The following is a 14,245-nucleotide window of genomic DNA, read 5'->3' as shown; positions in this document are numbered from 1 at the left end:
GGCGCGCCCGGACCTTGTGGCCAGGCCGCCGCCATCGCCATGTCTTTCACCGACGCTACTCTTGCTTGCCCCCGCAGGCCAGAGCTCCGCCGTCGGATGCTCAGAGGGACCTGAGCGTATCCGCCAGCCGGGAAATGCCGAGCTCCGTCCGCTCAGGCGTCTGCGAAGCAAAGCACAGCCGCAGAGCGTTGCCGAACCTCCCTGTCACGGAAAACGCCCGTCCGGGGATAAACGCCACACCGTTGGGGACACCCAAATCAAAGAGCTTCGAAGTGTCGACATGTTCACCGAATGTGAGCCACAGGAAGAATCCGCCCTGGGGATTCGTCCATGCCGCCTGTTCGCTGAAGTGGCGCTCCAGCGACGTCTGCATCGCCATCATCCGCCTCTGATATTCGCTGCGGAGCCGCCGCAGATGTGGCTCAAGGCCACCGCGGCGAAGGAACTCGGCTGCCAGAAGTTGGTTGGGAACGTTGGTGCAGGTGTCCATCGTCTGTTTTGCATCGATGAGTTTCGCCACGATGGCAGGGTCTGCGTCCACCCAGCCGACACGGAGCCCTGGAGCGAGGATCTTGGAAAAAGTGCGGACGGAGAAGACGAGCGAATCCCCGCCGCCCAGCTCGCGGAATCCCGGGATGTGATCTCCGCCGAAACGCAACATCCCATAGGGGTCGTCGTCGATGATGATGGTTCCCCATTTCCTGGCGAGGTCCAGCAGGAGATGGCGGCGCTCCAGGGACATTGCCGTCCCGGTGGGGTTCTGGAAATTCGGAATGACGTAAATTGCCTTGGGCACACGGCCCGCTTGGTGAACCAGGTCCGGCAATGCTTCAACGATCAGGCCCTGATCGTCGATGGGCGCCTCAAGGATGTCCGCACCGTACGCCAGGAGCGTGGCGCTTCCGTTGGTGTAGGTCGGTGCCTCGACAATGACGAGGTCTCCTGGGTCAACGAACAGCTTGGCCGCAAGGTCCAGGCCCTGCATTCCGCCGCTCGTGATGAGCAGCCGTTCGGCCGTCGTGCGCTCGGGAGTCGCTTCCAGGTACGCAAGGAGTTCGTCGGCGAGAACGGAATCAGTGGCACGATGTGTCCGCTTTCCGTGTGACTCACGGCTGTCGCCTCCTCCGAGCGAGGAGTTCGAGTTCCCGTGAAACAGCTTCGATCGCATCGGCTCGTGTAGCGGGCCTCTTCTTGTTCAGGCGTTTCCTTTCGACGCGTTTCGATTGGGGTGAACCGTGAACATACATGTCAGCGACGCGGGAGCGGTCTGCTTGCTGTTCGGGCCCTGAATTCGCAAGCGGATCGTGGAAGATCAGTTCAGTCACTGGAAGCCGCCTCGTTGAACATGAACAGCAAGAAGGATCGAACCCAAGGCAAGGATGCCAGCGCAGATCTGCACCAGGGAGCTGATTCCGAACCTTCTCGGACTCCTTGCGTCTGCAGCGGACCAGGGAAAGCGCGACACCGCGCTTGAGCTGGTCAGGAGCCCTGCTGCGATGAGCACGATCAGACTAACCATTGCACTATCCGCCTTTCTGGTCCACGTCCAGGCGCACGCGTGCCTGCCGGTCAAGCCCCGTACCCACCTACAGAATTTCACCTCACAGTCTATCGTCGATTGTTGACAATTGCTAGGATGAAAAACATGCCTGCTTGTGTCGGCCCGGTATGGTTACAGCAGAATCGCCGTGTTATGCCATGGTGGCGGTGAGATCCTCAACGGCCTGTCGCAGGTGCTTCTTGATGGCGTGCTGGAGTCCCTTTCTGTTACCTGCCTCCAGTAGATCCAGGAGGATCTGATGCTCCTGGACCAGCGCGTCCAGGCGGGGGTAGGAAACTTCCAGGTTGAGTATGCACATTCTCGATTCGGCTGCCAGTGTCTCGTAAATCCGGAAGAGGCGGGAATTTCCCGTTCCGGCCACGAACGAAGTGTGGAACTGCATGTCCAGCCGTGCAATTGCCTGCCAGTCGGACACGGCAACCTGCTTCGCCATGTCCTTGATGATTCCCTTCAGCACGTCGCAGGTGTCATTGATCTTCTCCTGCCCGGCATCCATCAGTATGTTTGCGGCGGCTGATTCCACTGCCTCGCGGACGGCGTAGATCTCTTTGATGTCATCGGTCGAAAGCTCCAGGACGAACACCCCGCGGTTGCGGTGGCTAACCAGGATCCCCTCCTGGCTTAAGCGCTGCAGTGCTTCCCGGAGAGGACCCCTGGACGTATTCAGCTGACTGGCCAGGGCCGACTCATTGATCTGCTGTCCTGGACGGAATGTCCCTTGGACGATTAGTTCCCGCAGCTGATCGGCGATCAGCTGCGCCGTGGGCCTTCCCTCCAGGACAAACAGTCCTTCCGGTGCCGCCATTGATTTCCCTCATCTCACTCTTGGTCAAACTACGTTTTTTCTACACAGTAAAGGATTCGACGACGACTCATCGGGCGATACCTTCCGGTTCTGTCAGCGCAACCTTTTTCGCTTTCCGGGGAAGCCTGGAGGATGCACGGGAGTACTTTTTCTCAAGCTGGGATTGCGGATAGCTCAGGAGGAGGGTCATCACGAGGTACCAGAGGCTGGCGACGATGAGCAGCGGGATGGTCTCGTAGGTGCGCGCGTAGATGAGCTGGGCGCTTTGGAGCAACTCGGCGACGCCGAGCACGCTGACGAGGGAGGTTTCCTTGAACATGCCGATGACCTGGTTGCCGGTGGCTGGAATGATCGAAGGCATGGCCTGGGGGATGATGACCTTGCGCATTTTCGTTGCTGCGCTCATTCCCAGCGAGTCGGCAGCTTCGATCTGGCCCTTTCCGACGGCGGAGAATCCGCCGCGGATGATCTCCGCCATGTAGGCGGCCTCGTTGAGGGTCAGGCCGATCAAGGCCGCGGTGATGGGCGCCATCAGGGCATTGATGTCGACGGCGGTGCTGATGTCGGTGAAGGGAATTCCGATGGTCAGGTTCGGGTACAGTGCGGCGATGTTGAACCAGAAGATGAGCTGCACCAGCACCGGGGTCCCGCGGAACAGCGTGATGTAGACACCCGCCGTGGCCGCGATCGGTTTGATCCTGGAGGACCTCATGATCGCCAGCACCAGGCCCAGGAGAGTTCCGAGGACCATGCTGGCAACCGTGAGGAAGATGGTGAGCATCAGGCCGCGGATGATGGTTTCATGGGTGAAGTATCTGGCGACCACATTCCACTTGAAGTTTGGATTAGTCGATACCGAAAAGAGCACGCCCACGGCCAGCAGGCAACATATGATCCAGGCGAAGTATTCAAAGGCACTTCGACGCCGGAGCCTCGGCTTGAGCGCCGGGTCCACCGGAGTCATATTGGTTCCACCTCCGCGGCCATTGAATTTCAGCACAGCGTCCCCTAGTTGAGCTTTGCTTCGGTGATGGCGCCCGCCTCGAGGCCCCAATTGGCGAGCGACTTCTTGTATTCGGGGCTATCCAGTGCGGACTGAACAGCTGCCTGCAGCGCGGGTGTCAACGTCGATCCCTTTTTCAGGGCAATGGCAACCACATGGTCGGATCGAGTGTCCACCTGCGGAGAAAGGATCGTGAAGGTGTTCGGCTGTTGCTTGTCTGCCCACACGAGCGAAACAGTGTCGTAGCAGACGCCGTCGACCCTCTTGGACGCCAGCTGCGTGAGTGCTTCCTGGACGTTGGGAAGTGTGACGCCGTTGATGGCTGGCTTGCCCTTGGAGGTGCAGGTCCATTCGGAGATGTTCGGCAGGTGCTTCAGTTGGGCGTTGGAGCCCTTGGTGACAGCGATGTTCCTGCCGCACATATCGTCATTGCTGATGTTCAGGGGGTTGCCGTGGGCCACGGCAACAGAAAGCCCTCCATTGAAGTAGTCGATCATGTCCAGCACCTCCAGCCGTTCGGCGGTGGGGGACATCGTGGTGGCGGTGAAGTCATAGCGGCCACCGTCAAGACCGGGAATGATCGTGTCGAACGCGGTATTCTCGAACTTCAGCTTCAGTCCAAGCTTCTTGGCAATCAGCCGTGCCATGTCCGGGTTCAAACCGATCGGGGTGACGTTGTCATCGGCGAGGAACGTGGTGGGCGGGTAGTGAAGGTCCATGGCCACCGTGAGTTCACCCTTGTCCTTGTAGGGCTGCGGCAAGAGCTTGACCGCCGCCTCGTCGGGCTGGACACCCTCGGAGATGTCCGTCGTATTTAATGTGTTCGGGCCCTCCCGTGCCGGATCACTGCTGCCACCGGCGCCGCACGCGCCGAGGGCCAACATAACCGCCAATCCTGCAACTGCACGCTGGACTTTGCTTCTGGTCTTCATCGCTGCTTCCCTGGAGGCGGAAGGAACTCCTGATCGGACCGCCGCTAACGTTCCTACCTACTAATGGAACCACCCGAATCGCAGATCATCGACAATTTACAGAAAGTTTTTGTGGGCATCTTTTCGTCCCGCCTATGCACGTGGCGGGCATCCCACAGGGCAAAAGGGAAGAGGTGGCCAGGTCCATGGGACCTGGCCACCTCTTGACTGTGGATCCTGCTCGAGGACCGCCCTAGGCGGTGATTTCGTTGTCTTGCCTTGTGACGGTGAGATCTTCAACAGCCTTTTGCAGGTGGCGTTTGACGGCCTGCTGCAACCCTTTTCGGTCGCCTGCTTCGAGCAGGTCCAAAAGGTTCTGGTGTTCCTGGACCAGCACATCCAGGCGGGGGTAGGCAACTTCCAGGCTGAGAATGCACATTCTCGATTCCGCTGCCAGTGTCTCGTAAATCCGGATCAGCCGGGTATTGCCCGTGCCTGCAACGAAGGTGGTGTGGAATTGCATGTCCAGCCGTGCAATCGCCTGCCAGTCGGATACAGCGACGTGCTTCGCCATGTCCCCGATGATTTCCTTCAGCACCCGGCAGGTGTCGTTGATCTGGTCCTGCCCGGCATCCATCAAGGTGTTGGACGCGGCCAGTTCCACCGCCTCGCGGACGGCGTAGATCTCCTTGATGTCGGCGGTCGAAAGCTCCAGGACGAAGACCCCACGGTTGCGGTGGCTGATCAGGAGACCCTCTTGGCACAGGCGCTGAAGTGCTTCCCTGAGTGGGCCTCTGGACGTGCGCAACTGCGCGGCCACTGCAGATTCATTGATCTGCTGTCCCGGGCGGAAAGTCCCCTGGACAATCTGTTCCCGCAGCTGATCAGCGATCAGCTGCGCCGTGGGCCTTCCTTCCAGGACAAACAGTCCTTCTGGTGCCGCCATTAGCATCCCCCTTCATTCCATTCTTCGGCTTACTGAGCTCTCTAGACCGCTATTGCGGTGTATTTGGTCTCAAGAAATTCCTCGATGCCAATCTTGCCGCCTTCGCGTCCCAGCCCGGACTGCTTGACGCCTCCGAACGGTGCTGCAGGATTGGAAACCAGGCCGGTGTTCAGTCCGACCATGCCCACCTCCAGTTCTGCGGAGAAGCGAAGGGCCTTGTCCATGTTCTCAGTAAAGACGTAGCCAACGAGACCCCACTCCGTGTCGTTGGCGAGGCGAAGCACTTCGTCCTCGCTGTCGAACGCCGTGATGGCTGCTACCGGGCCGAAGATTTCGGTGCTCATCAGTTCCGCGGTCAGGGGCACGTCGGTCAGGACGGTGGGGGTGTAGAAGTATCCCGGACCCTCCGGGCGGCTTCCTCCGGTCAGGACGCGTGCCCCCTTGGCGACCGCGTCGGCCACGAGGCTCTCGACCTTGTCCAGGCCCTTCTGTTCGATCAGGGGTCCGACCTCGGTGCCTTCCACGGCGCCGTTGCCTACCCGCAGTTCGGAGATCTTCTTGGCGAACTTCTCGCTGAATTCCTCCACCACGGAGCGGTGCACGAAGAAACGATTCGCGGCGGTGCAGGCCTCGCCCATGTTCCGCATCTTCGCCTTCATGGCGCCGTCGACGGCCTTCTCGATGTCCGCGTCGGCCAGGACGATGAACGGGGCATTTCCACCCAGTTCCATCGAGGAGCGCATGACGTTGTCGGCGGCCTGGCGCAGCAGGATCTTGCCCACCCCGGTGGAGCCGGTGAAGCTGATCTTCCGTGCAATGCCGCTGCTGGTCCAAGTCCCAACCACGCCGGCGGCGCTGGAGGTCGTGACCACGTTCAGGACGCCGTCAGGGAGGCCGGCCTGCTTGAAAATGTCCACCAGGGCAAGGGATGTCAGCGGCGTCAGCTCGGCGGGCTTGAAGACCATGGTGCAGCCCGCGGCGACGGCAGGGGCGATCTTGCGGGCGCCCATGGCCAGCGGAAAGTTCCACGGCGTGACCAGCACGCACGGACCGACCGGTTCCTTGGTGATCATGATCCGGGTGTTGCCGTCAACGGAGGTGGCGTGATCGCCGCCGATGCGGACGGCTTCTTCCGAGAACCAGCGAAGCATTTCGGCGCCGTAGGCCACTTCGCCCTTTGCCTCGGCAAGGGGCTTGCCCATCTCGGCGGTCATGATCGCTGCCAGACGGTCAGTGTTGGCAATGACCAGCTCAAAGGCGCGCCGGAGGATGTCCGCCCGCTGGCGGGGTGTGGATTTGCCCCACTCCGCCTGAGCGCGGCCGGCGGCTTCGATGGCTGCGCTGGCTTCTTCGGGGCCGCCGTCGGCTACGTGGGCGATGATCTCATGGGTGGCCGGATTTTCCACCGGGAAAGTGGCGCCACTGGCGGCCTTCTGCCAAGCGCCATCTATGAACAGGTCAGTGTGGAGCGTATTGGGGTCAAATGAAGAGCTCATGTCACGCTTTCAAGGGTCGTAGGAGAGATTAGGAGGTGGCTGTCTTCAGCGCCTGGGTGAACCTGGTCAGCCCAGCCTGGATCTCGTCGCTGCTGACGTTGAGCGCCGGGATGATGCGGACGACGTTTCCGTTCGGTCCGCAGGTGAGGAGGAGAAGCTCTTCCTTGATGGCTGCTTGCTGAACGGCCAGTGCCGTATCCGCATCAGGCAGGTTGTCCGCAGACGTGAATTCCACACCTTGCATCAGGCCGCGGCCGCGGACATTTCCGATTCCTGCAAATTCTGTCTTGAGCTGGTCAAGCCCTGCCCGCAGTTCATCGCCCCGAAGCAGGGCATTCTCGACCAGGTTCTCGCGCTCGATGACGCCCAGGGTTGCCACGCCGGCTGCGGCCGCTACGGCGTTTCCACCATAGGTACCGCCCTGGGAACCCGGCCAGGCCTTGCCCATCAGCTCTGCTGACGCGGCGATGGCAGAGATGGGGAAGCCGCTGGCGAGTCCCTTCGCGGTGATCACCACGTCAGGGGTGATACCTGCCCAGTCGTGGCCCCAGAACTTTCCGGTCCGGCCTACGCCCGCCTGGACCTCGTCCAGGATGAGCACGATGCCGTGACGGTCAGCGCGTTCCCGCAATCCCTGCAGGAACGCAGGCGGAGTGGGAATGTACCCGCCGTCGCCCAGAACGGGTTCGATGATGAAACCCGCCGTGTCTGCGGGGCTGCTGATGCTCAGGAGGAGGTGGTCCAGTTCCTTCAGGGCGAAGTTGACTGCAGTTTCCTCGTCCCAGCCGTACCGGTAGGAATGCGGGAAAGGCGCGATGTGCACTCCACCCATGAGGGGGGAGAAGCCTGAACGGAACTTCGTGCCGGCCGTGGTCAGCGAAGCGGCACCCACGGTCCTGCCGTGGAAGCCGCCGTGGAAGGAGATGATGTTGGGCCGTCCCGTGGCCATGCGCGCGAGGCGGATGGAAGCCTCCACGGCCTCGGAGCCGGACGTGGCGTAGAAAACGCTGTCCAGCCCAGAGGGCAGGAAGTCTCCCAGTTTTTCGGTGAGCTCAAGCAAGGGCTTGTGCATCACGGTGGTGTACTGGGCATGGACAATCTTGCCCACCTGTTCGCGGGCTGCCGCTACGACGTCGGGGTGGCAGTGGCCCGTGCTGGTAACGCCGATTCCGGTGGTGAAATCGAGGTACTTTTTGCCGTCTGTCGCATGGATCCAGCTGCCGGCGGCGTAGTCAACGACCACCGGAGTTGCCTGCTTCAGGAGGGGACTGAGAGTTGCCATGGCTTCATACTTTCTTAGGAACTGTAAATTGTCAACAATAGGCGATGCTGGGTGAATCACCCCATGTCACCGCTGGTGTCAGTGGGTCTTATACCGTTCGGGCCTGAGGAACTCCAGGCCCTCAAAGGAGCGCTTACCCAAAGCCTCGTGTGCCGCTATCTCGCCATAGCCCGAAGCCATTTTGAAACCACCGCCGGAGAACCCGGTGGCGCAGTAGATTCTGCTGCTTTCCCCGAGGTGGCCAAGCAGTGCATGCCCGTCCTTCGTGAAGAGGTCCGGGAACGCATCCGAGCGGACAATGTTGGGGAACAGGCCGGGGAAGAACTCGGTGACGGTCTCGGTGGTTTCAGCGATTTCCGCGGGCGTGAGGTCCCGGGGGACTGAATCGGCCTTCGGTGTTGGCGCTCCGCGGCCATCGAGGGTTGCTTTTACCGTCACGCCGTCGACAGTGGGTGCTCCGTACATCGAGCGGTCACCGGAAATCCGGATGAAGATGGGGAACCTGTCGGGTGAGAATTCCGCCGCGTCCCTCGCGACGAACCAGGAGAGGAAGATCCGTTTGGTCTGGGTTGCGGCCTTCAGGTAGTCGGGCATCAGCCGCTGGGACCAGCCGCCGGAGGAGACGATGACATTCTCGAAGGTCCAGGACTTCTCGCCGGAGGTGATGACGACGCCGTCCCCCGTTTCGGTGATGCTGTCGATCGGCGTGTTCGTGTGGATCGTTGCCCCGTTGGCCTGGGCTGCTGAGACTGCCGCCGTCACCGCACGGTCGGTGCGCAGGGCTCCGGCGTGGGGGTCGTACACGGCGATGTCGTCGGGCCGGAGGTTGTGCTGCGGGTAGCGTTCCGCCATGGCCTCGCGGCTCAGGATTTCGTGGTCAGCGCCGTTGAGCCGCGTCGTTTCCAGCAGGCTGGGAATATAGGGGCCGCCAACTGTTCCAATTGACAGGCCTCCGCAGCGGGTCAGGATGTCCTGGCCCGATTCCGCCTCGAGTTCGGCCCAGAGGCTGCGGGAACGTTGCAGGATGGGGTAGTAGCTGGGTGTTCCGCGATACAGCATGCGGAACAGGCGCGTGTCACCGCCAACGGCGCTTCGGGCATGGGCCGGGGACTGTGCCTCGAATCCGACCACTGAGTCCGTCAGGCGGGAGGCCTGCCACAACGCCATGCTTCCGATGCTGCCCAGGCCGATAACGGCCAGCTTGCCATCGGTCATTTAGATCACCTTTTCCAGGAAGGCCTGGGTGCGGGGTTCCTTGGGGTTGCGAAGGACTTCCCGGGCGTCGCCGCGTTCGACGACGTAGCCGTCGTCCATGAAGATCAGGGAGTCAGCCACTTCGCGGGCGAAGCCCATTTCGTGGGTGACCACCACCATCGTCATACCCTTCTTGGCCAGGTCCTGCATGACCATGAGGACTTCGCCGACCTTTTCGGGGTCCAGGGCGGACGTGGGTTCATCGAAGAGCATGATCTCGGGGTCCATCGCCAGGGACCGCGCGATCGCCACGCGCTGCTGCTGCCCGCCGGAGAGCTGGGCCGGGTAGTAGTCGCCGAAACCGCTCAGGCCGACGCTGGCCAGCAGTTCGTGGGCCCGCTTGGCCGACTCTTTTTTGTCGGCGCCTTTGACCAGCACTGGACCGGCCATGATGTTTTCCTGGGCAGTCATGTTGGGGAAGAGGTTGAACTGCTGGAAGACCATGCCGACCTTGGTGCGCTGCTCAGCGAGTTTCTTGGGGCTGAGGGCATGGTAGGCGGTGTCGGTCTCGTAGTATCCGAAGTTCTCGCCGTTGACCTTCAGAACACCGCTGTCGACGGTCTCCAGGCCGTTGATGCAGCGCAGGACAGTGGACTTGCCGGAGCCGCTGGGGCCGATGATGCAGCAGATCTCTCCGCTGGCGATGTCCAGATTGATGTCCTTCAGGACTGTCTTGGGTCCGAAGGACTTTCGGATTCCGCGGGCGTGAATGGTGCCGTCGGTGCTCATCTGGCAATACCTTCCGGGTCTGTCAGCACAACCTTTTTCGCTTTCCGGGGAAGCCTGGAGGTTGCACGGGAGTATTTTTGCTCGAGCTTGGACTGCGGGTAGCTCAGCAGCAGGGTCATCACGAGGTACCAGAGGCTGGCCACGATCAGCAGCGGGATGGTCTCGTACGTGCGGGCATAGATGAGCTGGGCGCTTTGGAGCAGCTCGGCAACACCGAGCACGCTCACCAGGGAGGTTCCCTTGAACATGCCGATCACCTGGTTACCCGTCGCCGGGATGATCGAGGGCATGGCCTGGGGGATGATGACCTTGCGCATCTTCATCGCCCCGCTCATGCCGAGGGAGTCTGCGGCCTCGATCTGGCCCTTGCCGACCGAGGAGAACCCGCCACGGATGATCTCGGCCATGTAGGCAGCCTCATTGAGCGTCAGGCCAACCAGGGCAGCCGTGATGGGTGCCATCAGGGCGTTCATGTCGACCGCGGTGCCGATGTCGGTGAACGGGATACCGATGGTCAGGTTCGGGTAGAGCGCGGAGACGTTGAACCAGAAGATCAGCTGCACCAGGACCGGGGTGCCGCGGAAAATGGTGATGTAGGCGCCCGCGGTGGCCGCAATCGGTTTGATGCTTGAGCCCCTCATGATCGCCAGCCCCAGGCCCAGGAGCGTTCCCAGGGCCATGCTGGCGAAGGTGAGGAAGATGGTGAGCATCAGGCCGCGGACGATGGTTTCATGCGTGATGTACTTGGCAACCACGTCCCACTTGAAGTTGGGGTTGGTCGAAACCGAGATCAGGATGCCGATGCCGATCAGGCTGCACACAACCCAGGCAACATACTCAAAGGTGCTCCGCCGCTTGAGCCGTGGCTTGAGCGCTGAGTCCTTCCCACTCATGGGTTCACTTCTTTCAATCGTTATTTGCTGCATGGACGCCGCCTGCTACTTAAGGTTGGCCGTGGGGATGCCTGCGCCGCTGAGGCCCCACGTGTCGAGCGACTTCTTGTATTCCGGGCTCTCAAGGATGGACTGCGTGGCTGCCTGAATGGCCGGCGTCAGCGGGGAGCCCTTCTTCAGGCCCATGGCGTTCACGTGCTCCGTGCGGGTATCCAGCTTCGGAGTCAGAACCTCAAAGGTGTTCGGCTGCTGCTCGTTTGCCCAGACCAGCGCGGGGGTGTCGTAGACGACGCCGTCAACACGCTTGGACGCCAGCTGCGTCAGGGCTTCCTGGATATTGGGAAGCGTGACGCCGTTGATGGCCGGCTTGCCCTTTTCCTCGCAGGTCCATTTCGAGACGTTCGGCAGGTGCTTCAGCTGGGCGTTCGAGCCCTTAGTCACGGCGATGTTCTTGCCGCACATGTCGTCGTTGCTGATGTTCAGCGGGTTGCCGTGAGCCACGGCTACCGAGACTCCGGTGCTGACATAGGTCACCATGTCCATCACCTTCAGCCGCTCTTCCGTGGGGGACATGGTGGTGACAGTAAAGTCATAGCGGCCACCGTCGATACCGGGAATGATCGTGTCAAACGCGGTGTTCTCGAACTTCAGTTTGAGCCCAAGCTTCTTCGCCACCAGGCGGGCGATGTCCGGGTTCAGGCCGATCGGGGTCACGTTGTCATCGGCAAGGAAGGTGGTCGGCGGGTAGTGCAGGTCCATGGCTACCGTGAGCTCGCCCTTGTCCTTGTAGGACTGCGGCAGCAGCTTGACCGCGGCCTCGTCAGGCTGGATGCCCTCCGAGATATCAGCCGTATTCGATGTCTTCGAGCCGCCCGCGGAGGTGTCGCTGTTGGCAGTCCCGCCGCAGGCGCTCAGTGCCAGGAGCGTGGCGAGGGCGGCTGCTGCGGTCTGAACTTTGTTTATGGTCTTCATGGTGCTTCCCTTCGAATGGTTTTGGCTGAATTGGATCCGCCAAAACGGGTGCATATTTCGCGGGACCGACCGGTCGGCATCCCTGACTTTAAGGTGCTGGGTCGGTACAGACGTGTCTTGCTTCATGCGGAGTTGTGATCCTGATCTCGTTCCGCATCTAACCCAATGCAACCCCCTCAGGTGCAGATTGTCAACAATTGACGAAAAGAAAAATGGTGGGTTAATGACTCCCGGAGGGATGGCGCCCAACTGTTGACAATTTACAATTTTCGGTTCTACAGTCGATGTATCGGGCAGCAGAGACCCCTGCCACGGGGAAGAATCCACCTCGCTCTGTACATGCCCTGAAACCATAAGGAGGCTCGGCATCCGGGCCTTCGACACGACTTCAAGAAACGGACGACTCATGGCAGACACGAACTTCCGGCCGAAGTACATCTCTTTTGATATCTACGGCACTCTCATTAACTTCGACATTGATCCCACCACGCGTCGCCTGCTCGATGGCCGCATCTCAGAAGAGCAGTGGCCTGCCTTCAAGAAGCAGTTCCGCGGGTACCGGTTCGACGAGGTCTGCGGCGACTACAAGCCCTACGAGCAGATCCTTCAGGATTCCTTTGACCGCGTGTGCAAGCGCTGGGGCATTGGCCCGACCGAAGGCGCCGGCGCAGCGTTCGCTGAGGCTGTACGCGGCTGGGTTGCCCACGAGGACGTGCCGGCTCCGCTGAAGCTCATGGGCGACAACTACAAACTGGTGGCACTGTCCAACGCGGACACCAGCTTCCTGGACATCAGCATTCCCAAGCTCGGTGCAGACTTCCACGCCGTGTTGACCGCCGAGCAGGCCCAGGCATACAAGCCGCGCTACCAGGCGTTCGAGTACATGCTGGACACTTTGAACGCCAAGCCGGAGGACTTCCTGCACGTCTCCTCGCACACCCGCTACGACATGCATCCGATGCACGACATGGGCTTCCGGAACCTCTGGATGCTGGACCGTGGCTATGACCCCATCGGCCCGGGCTACGACCTCAACACTGTCAAGTCCCTGGACGAGATCAACAAGCACCTCGGTCTCTAAACCGAATTCGAGGCGAAAGGTCAAACCGTGAAACTCATTCCTTACTGGCTGGACACAGCCGAAGCATCCGGAGACTACCGGCAGACTCCGGTACCGGAGAATGTCGATGTGGCAATCATCGGCGCCGGATTTACGGGGCTGTCCGCGGCCCTGGAATTTGCCAAGCAAGGCGCTAGCGTTGCCGTTTTCGAACGCCACACCGTGGGGTGGGGCGCGTCCGGCCGTAATGGGGGAATGGCGACTACCGGGTTGGCCATCAGCTTCAGCACCGCGGTCAAGCGCTACGGTGCCACGCGTGCCGTGGAGATGTTCCAGGAATACAACGACGCCATCGACACCATCGAGAAGCTGGTGCACGACAATGGCATCGACTGCGACTACAACCGCTTCGGAAAGCTCTCGCTGGCCTTCCACAAGTCCCACTACGAGGGCTTCCTGAAGTCGCAGGAGAAGCTGGCCACCCTGGCCGATCACCACGTCACCGTCATCCCGAAATCCGAGATCCACAGCGAAATCGGCACCGACTTCTACCAGGGCGCGATGGTTGACCCCCTCGGCGCAGGTCTGCACGTGGGCAAGTTCGTCCATGGCCTGGCCGGAGTGGCTGTTGCCGCCGGAGCCGATATCTGCGAGAACGCTGCAGTGACCGAGCTGAAGAAGGTCTCCGGCACCGTGCACGACGTGCACACCACCCGGGGCATCACCAGGGCCAAGCAGGTCCTGGTCGCCACCAGCGGCTACACCGGCAACGTCACACCGTGGCTGCAGCGCCGCGTGATCCCGGTAGGCAGCTTCATCATTGTCACTGACCCGCTGCCCGAAGACGTGGTCAACCGGATACTGCCCAACCGCCGCCAGGCCTCGGACAGCAAGATGCTGACCTACTACTTCCGCATCACCCCGGACAACAGGCTGCTGTTCGGCGGCCGGGCCCGTTTCGCACTGTCCAGCCCGGACTCGGACGTCAAGAGCGCCGAGATCCTCCGCAAGGCCATGCTCGAACTCTTCCCATACCTCTCCAACGCCAAGGTGGACTACATCTGGGGCGGCCTGGTGGACCTCTCGATGGACCAGATGGTTCACGCGGGCCAGCATGACGGCCTCTTCTACTCGCTCTGCTACAGCGGACACGGCGTGCAGATGGCAGCGCACATGGGCAAGCGGATGGCTCACTACATGGCCGGAGACAAGAGCGCCAACGTGTGGGAAGACCTGAAGAATCCGCCCGTCCCAGGCCACTTCGGCCCGCCGTGGTTCCTGCCGTTCATCGGCGCAGCCGCAAAAATTATCGACCGAGTCAAATAGGCAAATT

The 14,245-nt window shown here is 61.2% G+C and carries 13 protein-coding genes; 2 read left to right on the top strand and 11 right to left on the bottom strand.

The genetic code is table 11. The features are described from left to right. Positions 1 to 100: 100 nt before the first annotated feature. The 11 genes from JYA52_RS12340 to JYA52_RS12290 form a co-directional block, all read right to left on the bottom strand. A complete protein-coding gene (locus tag JYA52_RS12340) occupies positions 101 to 1,168 on the bottom strand; it encodes an aminotransferase-like domain-containing protein (RefSeq protein ID WP_205653482.1) in 1,068 nt (355 codons plus the stop codon). A gap of 523 nt (positions 1,169 to 1,691) precedes the next feature. Continuing rightward, on the bottom strand, positions 1,692 to 2,366 hold the full coding sequence (locus tag JYA52_RS12335) for a GntR family transcriptional regulator (RefSeq protein ID WP_205653481.1): 675 nt from the start codon (positions 2,364 to 2,366) through the stop codon (positions 1,692 to 1,694). A 67-nt stretch (positions 2,367 to 2,433) separates the two neighbouring features. Continuing rightward, entirely contained in the window at positions 2,434 to 3,330 is an 897-nt protein-coding gene (locus JYA52_RS12330; RefSeq protein ID WP_205653480.1) for an amino acid ABC transporter permease, read from the bottom strand. Positions 3,331 to 3,374: 44 nt separating this feature from the next. Then, on the bottom strand, positions 3,375 to 4,301 hold the full coding sequence (locus JYA52_RS12325) for an ABC transporter substrate-binding protein (RefSeq protein WP_205653479.1): 927 nt from the start codon (positions 4,299 to 4,301) through the stop codon (positions 3,375 to 3,377). A 232-nt stretch (positions 4,302 to 4,533) separates the two neighbouring features. Then, a complete protein-coding gene (locus tag JYA52_RS12320; RefSeq protein WP_240460275.1) occupies positions 4,534 to 5,226 on the bottom strand; it encodes a GntR family transcriptional regulator in 693 nt (230 codons plus the stop codon). A gap of 41 nt (positions 5,227 to 5,267) precedes the next feature. Next, on the bottom strand, positions 5,268 to 6,722 hold the full coding sequence (locus tag JYA52_RS12315) for an NAD-dependent succinate-semialdehyde dehydrogenase (protein ID WP_205653477.1): 1,455 nt from the start codon (positions 6,720 to 6,722) through the stop codon (positions 5,268 to 5,270). Between the two features lie 28 nt (positions 6,723 to 6,750). After that, a complete protein-coding gene (locus tag JYA52_RS12310; protein ID WP_205653476.1) occupies positions 6,751 to 8,004 on the bottom strand; it encodes an aspartate aminotransferase family protein in 1,254 nt (417 codons plus the stop codon). A 78-nt stretch (positions 8,005 to 8,082) separates the two neighbouring features. Then, the gene (gene solA / locus JYA52_RS12305) at positions 8,083 to 9,219 is read right to left on the bottom strand and encodes an N-methyl-L-tryptophan oxidase (protein ID WP_205653475.1); all 1,137 of its coding nucleotides are present in this window, start codon (positions 9,217 to 9,219) and stop codon (positions 8,083 to 8,085) included. Then, entirely contained in the window at positions 9,220 to 9,987 is a 768-nt protein-coding gene (locus tag JYA52_RS12300) for an amino acid ABC transporter ATP-binding protein (protein ID WP_205653474.1), read from the bottom strand. Beyond that, entirely contained in the window at positions 9,984 to 10,880 is an 897-nt protein-coding gene (locus tag JYA52_RS12295; RefSeq protein WP_205653473.1) for an amino acid ABC transporter permease, read from the bottom strand. The genes JYA52_RS12300 and JYA52_RS12295 overlap by 4 nt, the downstream gene beginning before the upstream one ends. A gap of 45 nt (positions 10,881 to 10,925) precedes the next feature. Beyond that, positions 10,926 to 11,852, bottom strand: a complete 927-nt coding sequence (locus tag JYA52_RS12290; RefSeq protein WP_205653472.1) for an ABC transporter substrate-binding protein — start codon at positions 11,850 to 11,852, stop codon at positions 10,926 to 10,928. 406 nt (positions 11,853 to 12,258) lie between these two features. Here JYA52_RS12290 and JYA52_RS12285 point away from each other — a divergent pair, with 406 nt between their 5' ends. Both JYA52_RS12285 and JYA52_RS12280 read left to right on the top strand, forming a co-directional pair. Beyond that, on the top strand, positions 12,259 to 12,933 hold the full coding sequence (locus tag JYA52_RS12285; protein WP_205653471.1) for a haloacid dehalogenase type II: 675 nt from the start codon (positions 12,259 to 12,261) through the stop codon (positions 12,931 to 12,933). A 27-nt stretch (positions 12,934 to 12,960) separates the two neighbouring features. Then, complete coding sequence (locus JYA52_RS12280; RefSeq protein ID WP_205653470.1) at positions 12,961 to 14,238, top strand: NAD(P)/FAD-dependent oxidoreductase; 1,278 nt, start codon at positions 12,961 to 12,963, stop codon at positions 14,236 to 14,238. Positions 14,239 to 14,245 lie beyond the last annotated feature (7 nt).

The organism is Arthrobacter pascens (assembly GCF_017052465.1).
Taxonomy (GTDB): Bacteria; Actinomycetota; Actinomycetes; order Actinomycetales; family Micrococcaceae; genus Arthrobacter; species Arthrobacter pascens.
This window is presented reverse-complemented; position numbering and strand designations above follow the sequence as displayed.

Coding starts and splice junctions, on each gene's coding strand:
- JYA52_RS12295 (WP_205653473.1), bottom strand. CDS start 10,880: ATGAGTGGGAAGGACTCAGCGCTCAAGCCACGGCTCAAGCGGCGGAGC.
- JYA52_RS12340 (WP_205653482.1), bottom strand. CDS start 1,168: ATGCGATCGAAGCTGTTTCACGGGAACTCGAACTCCTCGCTCGGAGGA.
- JYA52_RS12325 (WP_205653479.1), bottom strand. CDS start 4,301: ATGAAGACCAGAAGCAAAGTCCAGCGTGCAGTTGCAGGATTGGCGGTT.
- JYA52_RS12290 (WP_205653472.1), bottom strand. CDS start 11,852: ATGAAGACCATAAACAAAGTTCAGACCGCAGCAGCCGCCCTCGCCACG.
- solA (WP_205653475.1), bottom strand. CDS start 9,219: ATGACCGATGGCAAGCTGGCCGTTATCGGCCTGGGCAGCATCGGAAGC.
- JYA52_RS12285 (WP_205653471.1), top strand. CDS start 12,259: ATGGCAGACACGAACTTCCGGCCGAAGTACATCTCTTTTGATATCTAC.
- JYA52_RS12320 (WP_240460275.1), bottom strand. CDS start 5,226: ATGGCGGCACCAGAAGGACTGTTTGTCCTGGAAGGAAGGCCCACGGCG.
- JYA52_RS12300 (WP_205653474.1), bottom strand. CDS start 9,987: ATGAGCACCGACGGCACCATTCACGCCCGCGGAATCCGAAAGTCCTTC.
- JYA52_RS12330 (WP_205653480.1), bottom strand. CDS start 3,330: ATGACTCCGGTGGACCCGGCGCTCAAGCCGAGGCTCCGGCGTCGAAGT.
- JYA52_RS12315 (WP_205653477.1), bottom strand. CDS start 6,722: ATGAGCTCTTCATTTGACCCCAATACGCTCCACACTGACCTGTTCATA.
- JYA52_RS12310 (WP_205653476.1), bottom strand. CDS start 8,004: ATGGCAACTCTCAGTCCCCTCCTGAAGCAGGCAACTCCGGTGGTCGTT.
- JYA52_RS12335 (WP_205653481.1), bottom strand. CDS start 2,366: ATGGCGGCACCGGAAGGACTGTTTGTCCTGGAGGGAAGGCCCACGGCG.